This window comes from Flavobacterium sp. 245, from assembly GCF_004362055.1.
Classification (GTDB): domain Bacteria; phylum Bacteroidota; class Bacteroidia; order Flavobacteriales; family Flavobacteriaceae; genus Flavobacterium.
Window position 1 is genome coordinate 100,392 of sequence record NZ_SNXB01000004.1, and the last position, 15,078, is coordinate 115,469.

Sequence of the window (15,078 nt, forward strand, 5' to 3'; positions counted from 1 at the left end):
TTTTAAATCTTAGTGCCTTAGTATCTTAGCTACTTAGAACCTTAAAATTATATTTTTGTAAAAACTAACCCAACCGGAGAACACAATTCAATTCGTTTTCCAGTATCTGTAAGCTTTCCTGTTGCTTTATCTCTTTTAAAAATGATAACATCATTTGTGTATTGATGTCCAACTAAAAGGTAATTTCCTGATGGATCAATAGCGAAATCTCTTGGGCCTTTTCCTAATGTACTTTGCTGTTCGACCAATTCTAAACTTCCGTTTTTCAAAATTTTGTACACCGAAATTGCATTTGCATCTACACGGTCAGTTAAATATAAAAATTGTCCGTCAGGCGAAATTTTAATTGCTGCAGCGCCAGTTCCGCCTGTAAATCCTTTAGGAAGAATACTTGTTTCTGCAACTATTTTTAGATTTCCCGTTTTATCATAACTTAAAGTTGTCAATGTTCCATCAAGTTCCTGAACTAAATAGACAAATTTGCCATCTTTGCTAAAGGTCAAATGTCTTGGTCCACTTCCCGCTTTTACATCAACAGATCCTTTTAAAGTTAAAATCTCATTTTTTGCAGCGGGATTATATTTGTAGATAAATATTTTATCTAAACCTAAATCATTAGACAAAACAAACTTTTTATCTGGTGAAAAAACAACTTGATGCACATGCGCTTTTTCCTGACGCGCCACATTAGGACCTTTTCCTTCGTGTTGCACTAATTGCTGTACTGTTGAAATGCTTCCGTCTGCAATTTTCTTAAAAACCACAATACTCCCCCCAGAATAATTAGCAACAATTACATTTTTATCATCATTAATCAAATGACAAGGATCTGCGCCTAAAGCATCATTTGTGTTCAAAAATTTAAGTTTTCCCGAAACCGCGTCAAATCCAAACGCGCTCACTGCACTTTGAGTTCCGTTTTCATTTACGGCATATACAAACTTGTTATTTGCAGAAACCGACAAATAACTCGGACTGATAACATTTTCTGATGAGTTTTTTAATTTAAAAGCCCCAGAATCGGCATTAAATTCATATACGTAAATTCCATTACTTTGGCATTTATTAGTATAAGTTCCAACTAACAAGTTGAATTTATTTTGAGCTTTCATCGTTGTAACTGCTAAAGCCGAAAATAAGATCACATATAATTTTTTCATTTTCTATTATTTTTTGAATACGCTAAAATACGCAATAATATCTTTTTGATCATTACAAATAAAACGAGAAAAGTTACATTTTTAAAAAGGATTTCCACCATATAAGTTATCTAAGTTCATTTTAGGATACTTAAACATTTCTACTTATAATCTCTTCTATGAACTTATATGGTTTAATAGTTTTTAATTTGTATTTTTGACCAGCATCTTCGCGAAAAACAAAACGTAACGAAGTAAATCGAAGCCAGAATGCATTTTAAACATCCCGAAATTCTATACTTTCTGTTTTTATTGATTGTTCCAATTTTGGTTCATTTATTTCAATTACGACGTTTTAAAACTTCTTATTTTACCAATGTCCGTTTCTTAAAAGAGCTTGCAATTCAGACCCGAAAAAGTTCTAAAATCAAAAAACGTTTATTGCTTGCCACTCGATTATTACTGCTTACTTGCGCCATCATTGCTTTTGCACAACCTTTTTTTGAAGCCAAAGACAGCAAAAATGCCTCAAACGAAATGTATATTATTTTAGATAATTCGTTCAGCATGCAGGCAAAAGGCAAAAAAGGCGAATTGCTAAAACGTGCTGTTCAGGAACTATTGGAAAATACGCCCGAAACTGCTCAGTTTTCTTTATTGACAAATACCGAAAATTTTTGGAATACAGATATCAAGTCGGCCAAAAGTGCTTTACAGAATCTAAACTACAGTGCAACTCCATTTGAACTTTCGTCAATAATGGCAAAAGTAAAGGCTCATAAATCGGCACATAAAAAAGACATCATTATTATTTCTGACGCCGTTGGTTTAAAAGAAAACGATATTAAAAATATTGATTCTGAAGAAAAACCCTATTTTATACTTTCTGAAGCTGAGCAAAAAAACAATGTTTCAATTGACAGTGTCTACATTAACCAAACTTTGGAGAATTTCTACGAAATAAGTATCGATTTATCAGCTTATGGTGAAGATTTCAAACCAATTTCGACTGCTTTATACAATCAAAACAAACTGATTGCGAAAACGATTATTACTTTTGATTCGAAGAAAAAGAAAATCAACTTCACGATTCCGAAAGAAGCTTTTCACGGTTATGTTTCTATCGAAGACAATGGTTTAACTTATGACAACAAATTGTTTTTCAGCATTTCTAAAAACAAAAAAACAAACGTAATCAGTATTGGTGAACCTGAAAAAAGTAATTTCTTGTCGAGAATTTATACTTCTGCAGAATTTAATTATAATAATTATTCCATCAGTACTTTAGATTATAATAGTTTAGAAAAACAAAATACTATAATCTTAAACGAATTAGTTGAAATCCCGCAAGCTTTACAGACGACTTTGAAAGCATTTGTTTCTAAAGGTGGAAATATCGTGGTAATTCCTTCTGAAAAAAGTTCAATTTCAAATTTGAATTCTTTTTTAGCGAATTTTGGAAAAGTTCAATTTAATAATCTCAAAACCGAAAGTAAATTAATTACCAAAATCAATTTTGATCATCCATTATTTTCTGGCGTTTTTGAAAATAAAATTACGAATTTCCAGTATCCAAAAACCGGCACTTCATTCGCTATTTCAAGCCCTTATCCAGCGGTTTTATCATATGAAGATCAAAGTGCCTTTGTAACTGCAATTCAAAATCCAACTTCCGGAATTACAGTATTCTCGGCACCCATAAATTCTACGAATTCAAACTTTCAGCAATCGCCTTTAATTGTTCCGTTATTTTACAAAATAGCACAGAACAATCAAAAAACCGGTGTAAATGCCTTGACAATTGGAAACAACCAGCCTTATTTTGTTGATGTTTTGCTGACAAAAGATGCAATTTTAGAAGTAAAAGGAGCAGATGATTCTTTTATTCCGATTCAGCAGATTCTGAATAATAAAGTCAAATTAACATTCAATGATTTCCCCGAAACAGCTGGGAATTATAGCATTTTTGATAAAAAAGAATGGGTTGAAAATTTAAGTTTTAATTACAAAAGAACCGAAAGCGATTTAAGTCGAGTAAACACAAACGTGGTTTCTGACTTTAAAACCGCCGATACAATTTCGACCATTTTTAACACCTTACAAACTGAGCGAACTGACAGCCAAATTTGGAAATGGTTTGTTATCTTTGCACTGTTATTTTTAGCATTAGAAATGGCAATTATAAAATTTGTAAAATGATTTTTTTACCATTAAGACATTAAGATTATTAAGTTTTCACTTTATGAACTTACTTTTTTAATGTTTAGAAAATTAAGTTCCTCACTTTATTAACTTAATTTCTTAATGGTAAAAACAAAAAACATTTAATGTTTGAATAAAATAAATATCTACTTATGAAAATAATCATCAAAAGCGCCAAAATTATCGACTCAAAAAGTCCGTTTCATAATCAGACCGTTGATCTTTTAATTGCAGATGGTTTAATTGAAAAAATAGGCGTTTCACTTCCAAACGATGATGCCGAAATTGTAAGATTTGACAATCTTCACATTTCTCAAGGTTGGTTTGACAGCAGTGTCTCGTTGGGTGAACCAGGTTATGAAGACAGAGAAACAATCGCAAACGGATTAAATGTTGCTGCAAAAAGTGGTTTTACTGCAATCGCTTTACAGCCAAACTCTTTCCCAATCATCGACAATCAATCTCAAGTAAATTTTGTAAAAAATAAAGCAAATGGTTTTGCAACAGAAATTTTCCCAATTGGCGCTTTAACAAAAGCCAGCGAAGGAAAAGATATGGCAGAACTTTACGACATGAAAAATGCCGGAGCCGTAGCTTTTGGAGATTACAACAAAAGTATTGACAATGCCAATTTGCTGAAAATTGCATTACAATATGTTCAGGATTTTGATGGTTTGGTGATCGCTTATTCGCAAGATCCAAATATAAAAGGAAACGGCGTTGCAAATGAAGGAATCGTTTCTACAAGATTAGGATTAAAAGGAATTCCGAATTTAGCTGAAGAACTACAGATTTCAAGAAACTTATTTTTATTGGAATATACAGGCGGAAAACTTCATATTCCGACAATTTCTACAGCAAAATCGGTTCAATTAATTAGAGAAGCTAAAGCTAAAGGATTAAATGTAACGACAAGTGTTTCTGTTCATCATTTGGTTTTAACCGATGAAAAACTGGACGGATTTGACACACGTTTTAAAGTGACACCGCCATTACGCACCGAGGTTGACAGACAAGCGCTATTAAACGGAATTGCTGACGGAACTATAGATACAATTACATCAGATCACAACCCAATTGATATTGAATTCAAAAAAATGGAATTTGATACGGCTAAAAATGGAACCATTGGTTTAGAAAGTGCTTTTGGAGCTTTATTGGGCGTTTTACCATTAGAAACTGTAGTTGCAAAACTAACTTCGGGAAGGGAAATTTTTGGTCTTGAAAATAATACAATCGAAGAAGGTGCAAAAGCCAATTTTACACTCTTTACTCCAGAAGGAAAATCAACTTTTGAAAAAGAAAACATTCTTTCAAAATCTAAAAATTCTGCCTTTTTAGGAACCGAAATCAAAGGTTCTGTTTACGGAATTTTAAATCAAAATCAACTTGTTACAAAATAATACAATGAAGAATACAATCGAAGAGGGAAAATCAATCGCCATTACCAGTTATATTTTAATTATCGGTGTTTTGATTGCCATGTCTATGAATTCTGAAAACAAAAACAGTTTTGCGTCGTTTCATATTCGTCAAGCTTTAGGTTTGTCGTTGACATTTATTTCTTTCGGAGCTATAATCAGTAATTTTGACAGCTTTTTTATCACTTTCCCAATGTGGATTTGTATTTCAATTCTTTGGACCTACGGAATCTTTACTGCTATTCAAGGCCAAATGAAACCAATTCCGTTAGTTGGCGAATTGTTTCAAAAATGGTTTAAATCTATAGGGTAATCAAAATTCCAAAAAATAAATTGCTTCGCCTGTTTGCTAGCGCTCGGGTCCGAATTCCAAAAACTTTATCAAAGTCACTGAAAACAGTGACTGCGACTGAAAACTAAAAAAAATGAATCTATCTTTAGAATATAAAATACAAGAACCAAAAGTAATTTTAGATAAAAATCCGTTATTGCTTTTATTACACGGATACGGCAGCAACGAAGCCGATTTATTTTCGTTTGCCTCTGAACTTCCAGATAATTACTACATCATTTCTGCAAGAGCGCCTTATGATTTGCAATATGGAGCTTACGCATGGTACGCAATCAATTTTGATGCAGATCAAAATAAATTTTCAGACAATGAGCAAGCCAAAACTTCACGTGATTTAATTGCTAAATTTATTGATGAATTAGTAGCTAATTATCCAATTGATAGTAATAATGTTACCTTAATTGGTTTCAGCCAAGGTTCTATTTTGAGTTATTCTGCTGCGCTTTCATATCCTCAAAAAATTCAGAGAGTTGTAGCAATGAGCGGTTATTTTAATGAAGAAATCATTAAAGAAGGTTTTGAGAAAAATGACTTTAAAAACTTGAAAATATTCGCATCACACGGAACTGTAGATCAAGTTATTCCGATTGAATGGGCAAGAAAAACGCCTGCAATTTTAGAGAAACTAAATATTCCTGTTGTTTATAAAGAATATCCTGTTGGTCACGGTGTTGCGCCGCAGAATTTCTTTGATTTTAAGAATTGGCTTTTGAGCTAGTGTTCAGTGTTCAGTTTTTTTAGTGCTCAGTGGTTTCAACAATTAAACCAACCTTTTAAAAAATTATTATTATGAAATTAGATAATCCTGTATTAATTTTAATTGATATTCAAAAAGGTTTTCATGACGTCGCTTATTGGGGTGGCGATCGAAATAATATTGATGCTGAACAAAAGGCCGGCGAACTTTTAGAAATCTGGAGATCTAAAAAACTTCCTGTTTTTCACATACAGCATTGTTCTTCAAATCCTAATTCTATTTTAAACGAAACCAGTCCAGGAAATGAATTTCATGATGTTGTAAAACCTTTAGAAGGTGAAATTATCATTAAAAAGAATGTCAACAGCGCTTTTATTGGAACAAACTTAAAAGACCTGCTTGATGATGCTAAAATAACAAACGTTGTTATTGTAGGCTTAACAACAGATCATTGTGTTTCTACTACAACAAGAATGGCTGGAAATTTTGGATACACTACTTATTTAATTTCTGATGCAACCGCAACTTTCAATAAAAAAGGAATAAACGGAGAAGAATTCTCTGCCGAATTAATTCACCAAACTGCTTTAGCTAGTTTGAATGAAGAATTTGCTAAGATAGTAACTTCCGATTTCATTAAAGAAATTATATAGTTTTTATACTAGCTTAGAACTTTTTCAAAGTTTGAAACTTTGAAAAAGTTCTAAACCGCAAACTGAGACTGAATACTAAATCATTCTCCTGAATAAATAATTTTCCCCGCTTTCTTCAAAACATAACCTTTCCAAGGAATTAATTCTAAATCGTCTTTTTTCCAAGAATCACCTTCGGATTTTCTTTCTAAGATGATAGATTCTTTTTGAGTATCTAGAAAAAGTTCAGCTTTATTTCCGTCAAAAACTACATATGACGCTGTTGTATAAGCTTTTCCGTCATCATAGTGCGACAATTTTGTTCCATCAAAAATTCGGATACATTCTTTTTTCAGATCTGACCAAGTATATCCCGCAGAAGCTTTACAACCGTGAGTGTCTGAGTCTGCTCCAACTTTAATTTCCGTTTTTGACTGTTCTGGTTCTTTTGAATCTTTATTTTCTTGAGAAACTTTCTTGGCACAAGAAAATGCCAAAATTACAATACTTGCAAGCAAAATTATCTTTTTCATAATCCTATTAATTTAAAAATTGAGCAAAAAAAATAGGATTAAAAAATCCTATTTTTGATATAACCAAGTTTGATTTATTTCAAATGTAATACTTTCATCAGTATTTACAAAGTATTTTAACAAGACTTCTCCCCATAATTCTCCATTGCTGTAATCTGCAATAATCCATCTGTGGTTTAAAATTTTGACTTTATTGATGATAAATTTCTTTCCTCCAATAATATCTTGACCTGTATATGGATTCCCTTTCGGATTTTCGTTTAAATCTAATAACTTTTCAGTTACAACCGGAATTAGTTTTTCGTACAAAATTACTTTTCCTCCAGAAGCACTGTTATCAAAGTAGTTTTGTGCATTTTCATTATGTTCTAGCGAAAAATAATCGGCATCAGCCAATTTGGTTGAAACCAAATTTATGCTGTCTCTAAGCTTCTTAGTAGTTTTATCATATCGATCTTGCTCAAATTTAACTTGCCCGCTATAAAACATATAAGTAAACACATTCATTAAAATAGCAAGAATAAAAAGATAAAGCATTAAGGATTTTTTCATTGTGTGGTATAATTAAATTGTAATTTCTAAATTATCATAAGCCAGAAAAACATTTTCAGGAAGCGTTTTTTGCACTTCTTCATGAAAACCTAAAACATGACTGATATGAGTTAAATAAGCTTTTTCAGGCTTAACAAGATTAATAAAATCAAGTGCTTCCTGCAAGTTAAAATGTGTATCGTGCGGTTCAACGCGCAATGCATTTACAACTAAAACTTTTAAGTTTTTTAATTTTTCGATTTCGGCCGGTTCGATTGTTTTTACATCGGTTAAATAAGCAAAGTCATCAATACGATAACCAAACACCTGAAGATCACCGTGCATAACATTTACCGGAATAGCCGTTTTATCACCAACTGCAAAAGGTTTATTATTTAAAACTTCAATTGTTTTAATGCTTGGCGCGCCCGGATATTTGTTTACGGTTTCAAAGATATACTCAAAACGGCGTTCCAGATTAGCAATTACACGCTGATGCGCATAAACCGGAATTTCGCCCTGTCTGAAATTAAACGGACGAATATCATCCAGACCTGCTGTATGATCAGCATGTTCGTGCGTGAATAAAATAGCATCGAGTTTTCGGCATCCGCAGGAAAGCATCTGCTGTCTGAAATCAGGACCGCAGTCGATTACATACGAATGCTCGTCCCACGAAATCCATATGGATACGCGGAGCCTTTTATCCTTAGCATCAGTGCTTTTGCAAACGGGATGATCAACCCCAATAATTGGGATACCTTGAGAAGTACCAGTACCTAAAAAATAGACCTTCAATTGAACTTAATTTTTTTACAAAAATAGGATTATTTCTCTTTCATTAGAAGCCTAATTTACTAACTTTGTAACAAATCTATTTAAAATAAAATGGGTACAGAAATAAAACTCAAAGGTGACAAGGTCATCGAACAGATTCCTTCTATAAAAGACAAAGCGTTACGCATTAATTTAAACGAGAATATTTACGGAACATTTGCCGAAATTGGTGCTGGACAAGAGACTGTTAGGCACTTTTTCAGATCCGGAGGTTCATCGGGAACAATTGCAAAAGCGATGTCTGCCTATGACAAAGATTTTAGTGATGCCGTTTATGGCATTGAAGGCGACGGCCGCTATGTCACTGAAAACCGCCTTAAAAAAATGCTGACATTTGAAGGTGAATTGATCGAAGAGCGTTTAAGTAGAGAAAAACACCCAAACAAACTTTTCTTCAGCTACGCAAATACAGTTGCAACTATTGATTTTGCTAAACAATTTAAAGGTCACGGCTGGGTTGGAATAAGATACCAAATTGAACCAGACGAAGCTTATAACGAAATCATTCTTCACATTCGTTTTAAAGAAACTGACGCAAGACTACAACAGGAAACACTGGGAATTTTAGGTGTAAACTTAATTTACGGTGCTTTTTACAAATACAATGATCCAAAACGCTTACTGCGTTATCTATATGATCACTTAGACAAAGATCAGCTTGAAATTGATACGATTAACTTTTCAGGGCCTCGTTTTGCCGATGTTGATAATCGTTTAATGAGTTTGCAATTGGTTAAAAACGGAATGACAGATGCCGTAATGTTTAATCCGGATGGAAAGAACGTTTTGCCTGCTGCCGTTTTATACAAAAAAAATCTTCTTGCTTTTAGAGGGAGTTTCCGCCCAGTTACCAATGTCAATCTTGACATGTATGAGAAATCATTAAAAATGTTTCTGAGCGAGAATAAAGTGGACAAAGACAATACTTTAGTAGTTTTTGAAATTACACTTTCGAATTTGCGTTCTGATGGTGAAATTGACGAACGTGATTTTATGGACAGAGCCGAATTGCTTTGTTCTCTTGGTCAAACTGTAATGATTTCGAATTTCCAAGAGTATTATAAAGTTGTTGAATATTTCTCTAACTATACCAAAGCTCGAATGGGATTGGCAATGGGAGTAAATAACTTAGTTGACATTTTTGATGAGAAATACTATCGTCATTTGAGTGGAGGAATTCTGGAAGCGTTTGGAAAATTATTCTACCGCGACATGAAAGTATTCTTATACCCAATGTTAGGCGATAACGGAGAAATTATTACTTCTGACAATTTAAAAGTTCACCCTCGAATGAAAGAATTGTACAAATTCTTTAAATTCAATGGAAAAGTGGTTGATATTAAAGACTACAATCCAGATATATTAAATGTATTCTCTCGCGAAGTATTGAAAATGATTGGCCAAGGAAAGACGGGCTGGGAACCAATGCTTCCTTCTGGAGTTGCAGAAATTATAAAAGAACACCATCTTTTTGGGTATCATCCTCAAAAAGAATTAGAACAAAATACCTAATAAAAAAAGTCCCTTAGTTGGGACTTTTTTTATTAGTATTCAGTCGCAGTTGTCAGTTGTCACCTTGAGCGAAGTCGAAGGGCGCTCCAATTGGAACGTGGGCTTCGACTTCGCTCAGCCTGACAAACTGCGACTGAACACTTCAACTGAATACTGCAACTGAATACTATTTCAAAATCTGCGTAGTATGTTCTTTTGTTTTTACTTTTTCGATTACCTCATCAATAATTCCTTTTTCATTGATTACGAAGGTGGTTCTATGAATTCCGTCGTATTCTCTTCCCATGAATTTCTTTGGCCCCCAAACTCCAAATGCATTGATAACCGATTTATCTTCATCTGCCAATAAAGGAAATGGCAATTCGTATTTTTCTTTGAACTTGGTTTGCGCTTTTTGATTGTCGGCACTTACTCCAAGAAGTTCATAGTTATTTGCCTGAAAACGGTGAAAATTATCTCTTAAATCACAGGCTTCGGCTGTACAGCCCGGCGTGCTTGCTTTTGGATAAAAGAAAACTACTAATTTTTTTCCGGCATAATCTGCCAGTTTGTGCGTTTTTCCTTCTTGATCTATTCCTGAAAAATTTGGCGCTTTATCTCCTGCTTTTAGTGTTGTCATTTATTTAGATTATTAGATTGTTAGACTTGCTTAGACTTCTTAGATTGTTAGACTTGCTTAGACTTCTTAGATTGTTAGACTTGCTTAGACTTCTTAGATTATATGATTTTGAATTGTAACTTTAAAATAATTCATAATTCATAACTCTTAACTCTTTGCCCCAGATTGCAGTGAAAACCCCGGAATTATGATAGTTTACATTTTTTGCATTTAAAAAGCGACCAGCGGAAGCTCTTTTAAATACTTAAAAATGTTACTAGCATAATGAGGAGTTGAAACGGAAAGCTGGATTAGGCACATCATTAAAATTATGCTATTTTTACGGGATTAAAAATACGGAAATGAATAAAGAAGCTCGCGTACAATTTGTTATAAATACGTTAAAAGAACTCTACCCTACCATACCTGTCCCGCTTGATCATAAAGATCCTTATACTCTTTTAATTGCGGTTTTATTATCTGCCCAATGTACCGATGTTCGCGTAAACCAGATTACGCCTTTGTTGTTTGCGAAAGCTGATAATCCATACGATATGGTTAAAATGTCGGTTGAAGAAATTAAAGAAATTATTCGCCCTTGTGGTTTATCGCCAATGAAGTCAAAAGGAATTCATGGCTTATCGCAAATATTAATTGATAAGCATAACGGAGAAGTACCTCAGAGTTTTGAAGCACTTGAAGAATTACCAGCCGTTGGGCATAAAACGGCAAGTGTAGTAATGTCTCAGGCTTTTGGAGTTCCTGCTTTTCCGGTTGATACACATATTCACAGATTGATGTACAGATGGAATCTTTCGAATGGAAAAAATGTTGTACAGACAGAAAAAGATGCCAAAAGATTATTTCCGAGAGAAATATGGAATGATTTGCATCTTCAGATTATTTGGTACGGACGTGAATATTCGCCTGCAAGAGGCTGGAGTCTTGAAAAAGATATTATCACGAGAACTGTTGGAAAAAAATCAATTATCGAAGAAATGGCAAAATTGACGAAATAAAAAAAGGCACAAAGATTAAAATCTTTGTGCCTTTGTTAATCTTTTAATGTGTTAATTTGATAATTAGACAATTAAATAATGTATTTACAAAGATTTACTATAATAAATTATCTAATTATCACATTCTCTAATTATTCCATTTTATTACATTCCCGCTTTTAAAGCATTATATTCAGTAGTCATATCAAGAGATCTGTAAACTCCTAAAAGTGTTTTTGTTACATCTTCATTTTTAGGTTCTATAGTAAGCGCTTTTTTAAGATATGGAATGGCACTTCTTGCAATATCATCTTTTCTTGCATTTAGCTTATCATATTGCTGCATTTCTTTAGGCGTAGTTCCTAAATTGGCAATTTCATCAGTCAAAGCCTTTTTTTGCTGTAATTTTAGATATGCTAAATTAACATAGGCATCAACATAGTTAGGATTTACTTCTAAAACATAATTATATGCCGTCTCAGCCTTTGCATAATCTTTGTTTTCCATGTAACAATAAGCCAAATTATTGAGCACATCTATCTTTTTTGAAGGAACCGACTCTGTTCTTGGTTTTTCATAAAGTCCTTGCTGAATGGCTGATTCTCTAGCTTTTGGCGAAATAAAAGCATCTTCTTCTTTTGTTTTCTTATTTGTTGCATAATAAACAACGCCTTGTCCAGAATAATTCTTTTTCTTTAATTCTTCATAGTACTTAATTGCCGAGTTATAATCTTTAGCATTTATAGATGATGAAGCTGCATTGAACAAATTCAGCGTATCTTTTTTGTCAAACAAATATACTTTGTAGCTTTTATCGGCACTTTCTTTAAACTTTCCAGCTTTAAAGTCGGCCATAGCGCCGTTTACCAAGTCAGCCTTCATGTCTTTTAAAGCTGTTGCAGCTTTTACAGTAAATTTAAATTTTCCTGATTCATTTTCGAACAAAAACACATCTTGATAAGCTTGTGATGCAAGGCTGAAGTTATTTGCTGCATCAATATTTTTGCTGGCTAAATCTTTTAATACATTTCCTTTTAAAAAATAAAAATCAGATTTGTCTTCATCAGGAGCATTTATGATAAGATATTCTGTCTTATTTAAAATCGTAATTGCTTCTTGCGAATTACCTTTATCAAAAATTGCCTGCGCATCTTTTATTTGTGTTTTTTGGGCATACATCCCAACATTTATCAATACAATTGATAAAATCATTAGTTTCATTTTCATTGTAGATCAAGTTTGATAGTTAAATAGATTGGGTTCTTCTCTCAACAATTTTGCTGGTTATCCATAGTGGACCAAAATTGTATTTTCGATATCCAAATTAATGGATTCAAAAATCATCAAACTTAAAAGTTAGCTAGAGTAGTTTTTTATCATATTATATATTTTAAAGGATTAAACACTTTTACTATTATTTACAATAATCTGTTTTTTAACAGTATTTACGCTATAAATACCATTGTTTACGGATATTTCATGCAAACATTACATATTTTTATCTAAAATAGAATTAAAAAATGAATACACAATAAAATGTGAATATTTTTTTAGCCAAATCATAACATTTTCTTAAAACCGCTAATTTATCATAATTTTCTATTGTTTTAACAAAGAGCAAAAAAAAACTCACTGTCAGTATTTTACATACTAAAAGTGAGTTTTAAACCAAAACGACCATTTGGCTTTTTCGTTAACAATAAACTTTCGGCCTAAATTGCCGATTATTAATTTGCTATAATATCAAAAGTTTTATCTTCGATTTTCACAACAGTTAATGCTTGTGAATAACTTAGTAAAAAAGAAACAACTTCTTTTTTAGGTTTTAAATTTTTAGAAGCTAACGCTTTCTTAGAGTAAATTTTTGCCATACTATAAAATGTTTATATACAGTATAACGAGTTAATACTCAAAATAGTATTAGTTGGTTAAAATAATTTGATGTTTATCAATTATTTTTCTCAAATTCATCAATGCATAACGCATTCTTCCTAATGCTGTATTGATGCTAACGTCTGTCAATTCAGAGATTTCCTTGAAACTCATATCCTGATACATACGCATTACCAGTACTTCTTTTTGATCATCTGGAAGTTCTTCAATTAGTTTTTTTAAGTCTATTTCAACTTGATCAAGTATCATTTTTCCTTCGATTGTCAAAGAATCATCAGACATTACAGAGAAGATTGAAAACTCTTCTGTTTCTCTGTACATTGGCATTTTTTTGGTTTTACGAAAGTGATCCACAATCAAATTGTGAGATATACGCATTACCCAAGGCAAAAATTTACCTTCTTCATTATAGGAATTACTTTTTAAGGTTTTGATTACCTTAATAAAAGTGTCTTGAAAAATATCATTTGAAATATCTCTATCGGCGATCTTAGAATATATAAAACCATATATCTTAGATTCGTGCCTTTTAATTAATGTCGACAGTGCAACTTCATTGCCGTCGATATAATTTTTTACTAACAGAGCGTCTGGAATATGCAGATGAGCCATAATACTACTTTTTTAGTTTTTTTTAATTTGGAGTAATTTTCTAAAAAGTAATTTTATTGTATAGGCTTCTCTTTTTTTAGTTGTGTTAATTAAGTGATCAAATTTAACAAATTATTATTTTAAAAAGCAAATAAAATACATAATAATTAACAATAAAAACTTAAAAAACACGTAGATACGTTAAATTTTATTAGCAAAGTCCGTTAAAACCTTAAATTTTACGCATGAAAAATCAATAAAAAAAAGACATAAATAACTTACAATTAAACACTTATAACTATTTACATCTTTTTTTTTGTCTTTTTATTGATAAACACGTACGTAATCAACATAGTACTTTTGCGGAAACACTTTGTCATCTACTTCCGGTCCTCCAAAATTTCCTCCAACTGCTAAATTGACAATTATATAAAAAGGTTGATCAAAAGGCCAAGTGTCTTCATTTTTTACTGGTGGATTAAAAGTATAAACTAATGTTTTGTCTACAAAAAAGTCCATTTTTTCTTTAGTCCATTCAATTGCAAATATGTGATATCCTTCTTCAATATTAGGATATGGCGTTCTTTTAGTATTGATTGTATTTCCGTGGCTGTCCTGTGTGTGCAAGGTAGTGTAAACCATTCCTGGATCGCGTCCAATATATTCTAAAATATCTATTTCACCTGACTTTGGCCAATGAACTTCGTCGATATTTGCTCCTAACATCCAGAATGCAGGCCAGATTCCTTGACCAACAGGCAATTTCGCTCGAGCTTCAATTCGGCCATATTTAAATTCCTTTTTTCCTTTGGTGGTAATTTTAGTCGAAGTGTATTTAGAACCTTCTTTTCTAGCTTCAATAACTAGATTTCCATCTTTAAATTCGTGATTTGTTTTGGTATAAATCTGTCTTTCATTGTTTCCAAATCCGCAGAGATTAGGACAGCCGTCGCCAAGTTCGTAATTCCATTCTTTTTCATTTAACTCCTTTTTATCGAAATTTTCTTCCCAGACAAGCTTCCTTTTTACTTCCTGCGCAAAACAATAACTACTGATTAACAGCAATATAAACACCTTTTTCATAGTTTTATTTTAAAATTATAAAAATTGAAAAGGCCAGCCTAAACTGACCTTCTCATTTC

The 15,078-nt window shown here is 32.4% G+C and carries 16 protein-coding genes; 7 read left to right on the top strand and 9 right to left on the bottom strand.

Annotated elements, in window-relative coordinates:
• Positions 1 to 47: 47 nt before the first annotated feature.
• A complete protein-coding gene (locus EV145_RS09255) occupies positions 48 to 1,160 on the bottom strand; it encodes a lactonase family protein (RefSeq protein ID WP_133524934.1) in 1,113 nt (370 codons plus the stop codon).
• Between the two features lie 249 nt (positions 1,161 to 1,409).
• On the opposite strand from EV145_RS09255, the gene EV145_RS09260 reads away from it, so the two are divergent.
• The 5 genes from EV145_RS09260 (at position 1,410) to EV145_RS09280 (ending at position 6,464) form a co-directional block, all read left to right on the top strand.
• On the top strand, positions 1,410 to 3,338 hold the full coding sequence (locus EV145_RS09260) for a vWA domain-containing protein (RefSeq protein WP_133524935.1): 1,929 nt from the start codon (positions 1,410 to 1,412) through the stop codon (positions 3,336 to 3,338).
• 155 nt (positions 3,339 to 3,493) lie between these two features.
• Entirely contained in the window at positions 3,494 to 4,744 is a 1,251-nt protein-coding gene (locus EV145_RS09265) for a dihydroorotase (RefSeq protein ID WP_133524936.1), read from the top strand.
• 4 nt (positions 4,745 to 4,748) lie between these two features.
• The gene (locus tag EV145_RS09270; protein ID WP_133524937.1) at positions 4,749 to 5,075 is read left to right on the top strand and encodes a hypothetical protein; all 327 of its coding nucleotides are present in this window, start codon (positions 4,749 to 4,751) and stop codon (positions 5,073 to 5,075) included.
• Positions 5,076 to 5,187: 112 nt separating this feature from the next.
• Positions 5,188 to 5,832 carry an alpha/beta hydrolase gene (locus EV145_RS09275; protein WP_133524938.1) on the top strand — a complete coding sequence of 215 codons (645 nt, stop codon included), beginning with the start codon at positions 5,188 to 5,190 and terminating at the stop codon, positions 5,830 to 5,832.
• Positions 5,833 to 5,903: 71 nt separating this feature from the next.
• Positions 5,904 to 6,464, top strand: a complete 561-nt coding sequence (locus EV145_RS09280; protein WP_133524939.1) for a cysteine hydrolase family protein — start codon at positions 5,904 to 5,906, stop codon at positions 6,462 to 6,464.
• An 80-nt stretch (positions 6,465 to 6,544) separates the two neighbouring features.
• Here EV145_RS09280 and EV145_RS09285 read toward each other — a convergent pair whose 3' ends face one another.
• Genes EV145_RS09285 through EV145_RS09295 form a run of 3 tightly spaced genes read right to left on the bottom strand, consistent with a single transcriptional unit; the run spans position 6,545 to position 8,305 of the window.
• The gene (locus EV145_RS09285; RefSeq protein ID WP_133524940.1) at positions 6,545 to 6,976 is read right to left on the bottom strand and encodes a hypothetical protein; all 432 of its coding nucleotides are present in this window, start codon (positions 6,974 to 6,976) and stop codon (positions 6,545 to 6,547) included.
• A 48-nt stretch (positions 6,977 to 7,024) separates the two neighbouring features.
• Complete coding sequence (locus EV145_RS09290) at positions 7,025 to 7,528, bottom strand: hypothetical protein (protein ID WP_133524941.1); 504 nt, start codon at positions 7,526 to 7,528, stop codon at positions 7,025 to 7,027.
• A gap of 12 nt (positions 7,529 to 7,540) precedes the next feature.
• On the bottom strand, positions 7,541 to 8,305 hold the full coding sequence (locus EV145_RS09295) for an MBL fold metallo-hydrolase (protein ID WP_133524942.1): 765 nt from the start codon (positions 8,303 to 8,305) through the stop codon (positions 7,541 to 7,543).
• Between the two features lie 90 nt (positions 8,306 to 8,395).
• Between EV145_RS09295 and EV145_RS09300 the strand changes: the two genes are divergently transcribed.
• Positions 8,396 to 9,856 carry a TonB-dependent receptor gene (locus EV145_RS09300; RefSeq protein ID WP_133524943.1) on the top strand — a complete coding sequence of 487 codons (1,461 nt, stop codon included), beginning with the start codon at positions 8,396 to 8,398 and terminating at the stop codon, positions 9,854 to 9,856.
• 166 nt (positions 9,857 to 10,022) lie between these two features.
• On the opposite strand, the gene bcp is transcribed toward EV145_RS09300, so the two are convergent.
• Positions 10,023 to 10,475, bottom strand: a complete 453-nt coding sequence (bcp, locus tag EV145_RS09305; protein WP_133524944.1) for a thioredoxin-dependent thiol peroxidase — start codon at positions 10,473 to 10,475, stop codon at positions 10,023 to 10,025.
• A gap of 341 nt (positions 10,476 to 10,816) precedes the next feature.
• Here bcp and EV145_RS09310 point away from each other — a divergent pair, with 341 nt between their 5' ends.
• Positions 10,817 to 11,473 (top strand): endonuclease III domain-containing protein, encoded by a 657-nt coding sequence (locus EV145_RS09310; RefSeq protein WP_133524945.1) that lies wholly within the window; start codon positions 10,817 to 10,819, stop codon positions 11,471 to 11,473.
• 144 nt (positions 11,474 to 11,617) lie between these two features.
• Here the strand turns inward: EV145_RS09310 and EV145_RS09315 are convergent, their stop codons facing one another.
• The 4 genes from EV145_RS09315 to EV145_RS09325 all read right to left on the bottom strand — a co-directional run bounded on the left by EV145_RS09315 (position 11,618) and on the right by EV145_RS09325 (position 15,019).
• The gene (locus EV145_RS09315; protein WP_133524946.1) at positions 11,618 to 12,679 is read right to left on the bottom strand and encodes a tetratricopeptide repeat protein; all 1,062 of its coding nucleotides are present in this window, start codon (positions 12,677 to 12,679) and stop codon (positions 11,618 to 11,620) included.
• Positions 12,680 to 13,179: 500 nt separating this feature from the next.
• Positions 13,180 to 13,323, bottom strand: coding sequence for a hypothetical protein (locus EV145_RS22390; RefSeq protein WP_166638431.1), 144 nt, complete (start codon positions 13,321 to 13,323; stop codon positions 13,180 to 13,182).
• A 49-nt stretch (positions 13,324 to 13,372) separates the two neighbouring features.
• Positions 13,373 to 13,957, bottom strand: a complete 585-nt coding sequence (locus tag EV145_RS09320; RefSeq protein ID WP_035648741.1) for an RNA polymerase sigma factor — start codon at positions 13,955 to 13,957, stop codon at positions 13,373 to 13,375.
• A gap of 303 nt (positions 13,958 to 14,260) precedes the next feature.
• Complete coding sequence (locus EV145_RS09325; RefSeq protein ID WP_133524947.1) at positions 14,261 to 15,019, bottom strand: family 16 glycosylhydrolase; 759 nt, start codon at positions 15,017 to 15,019, stop codon at positions 14,261 to 14,263.
• Between the last annotated feature and the right edge of the window lie 59 nt (positions 15,020 to 15,078).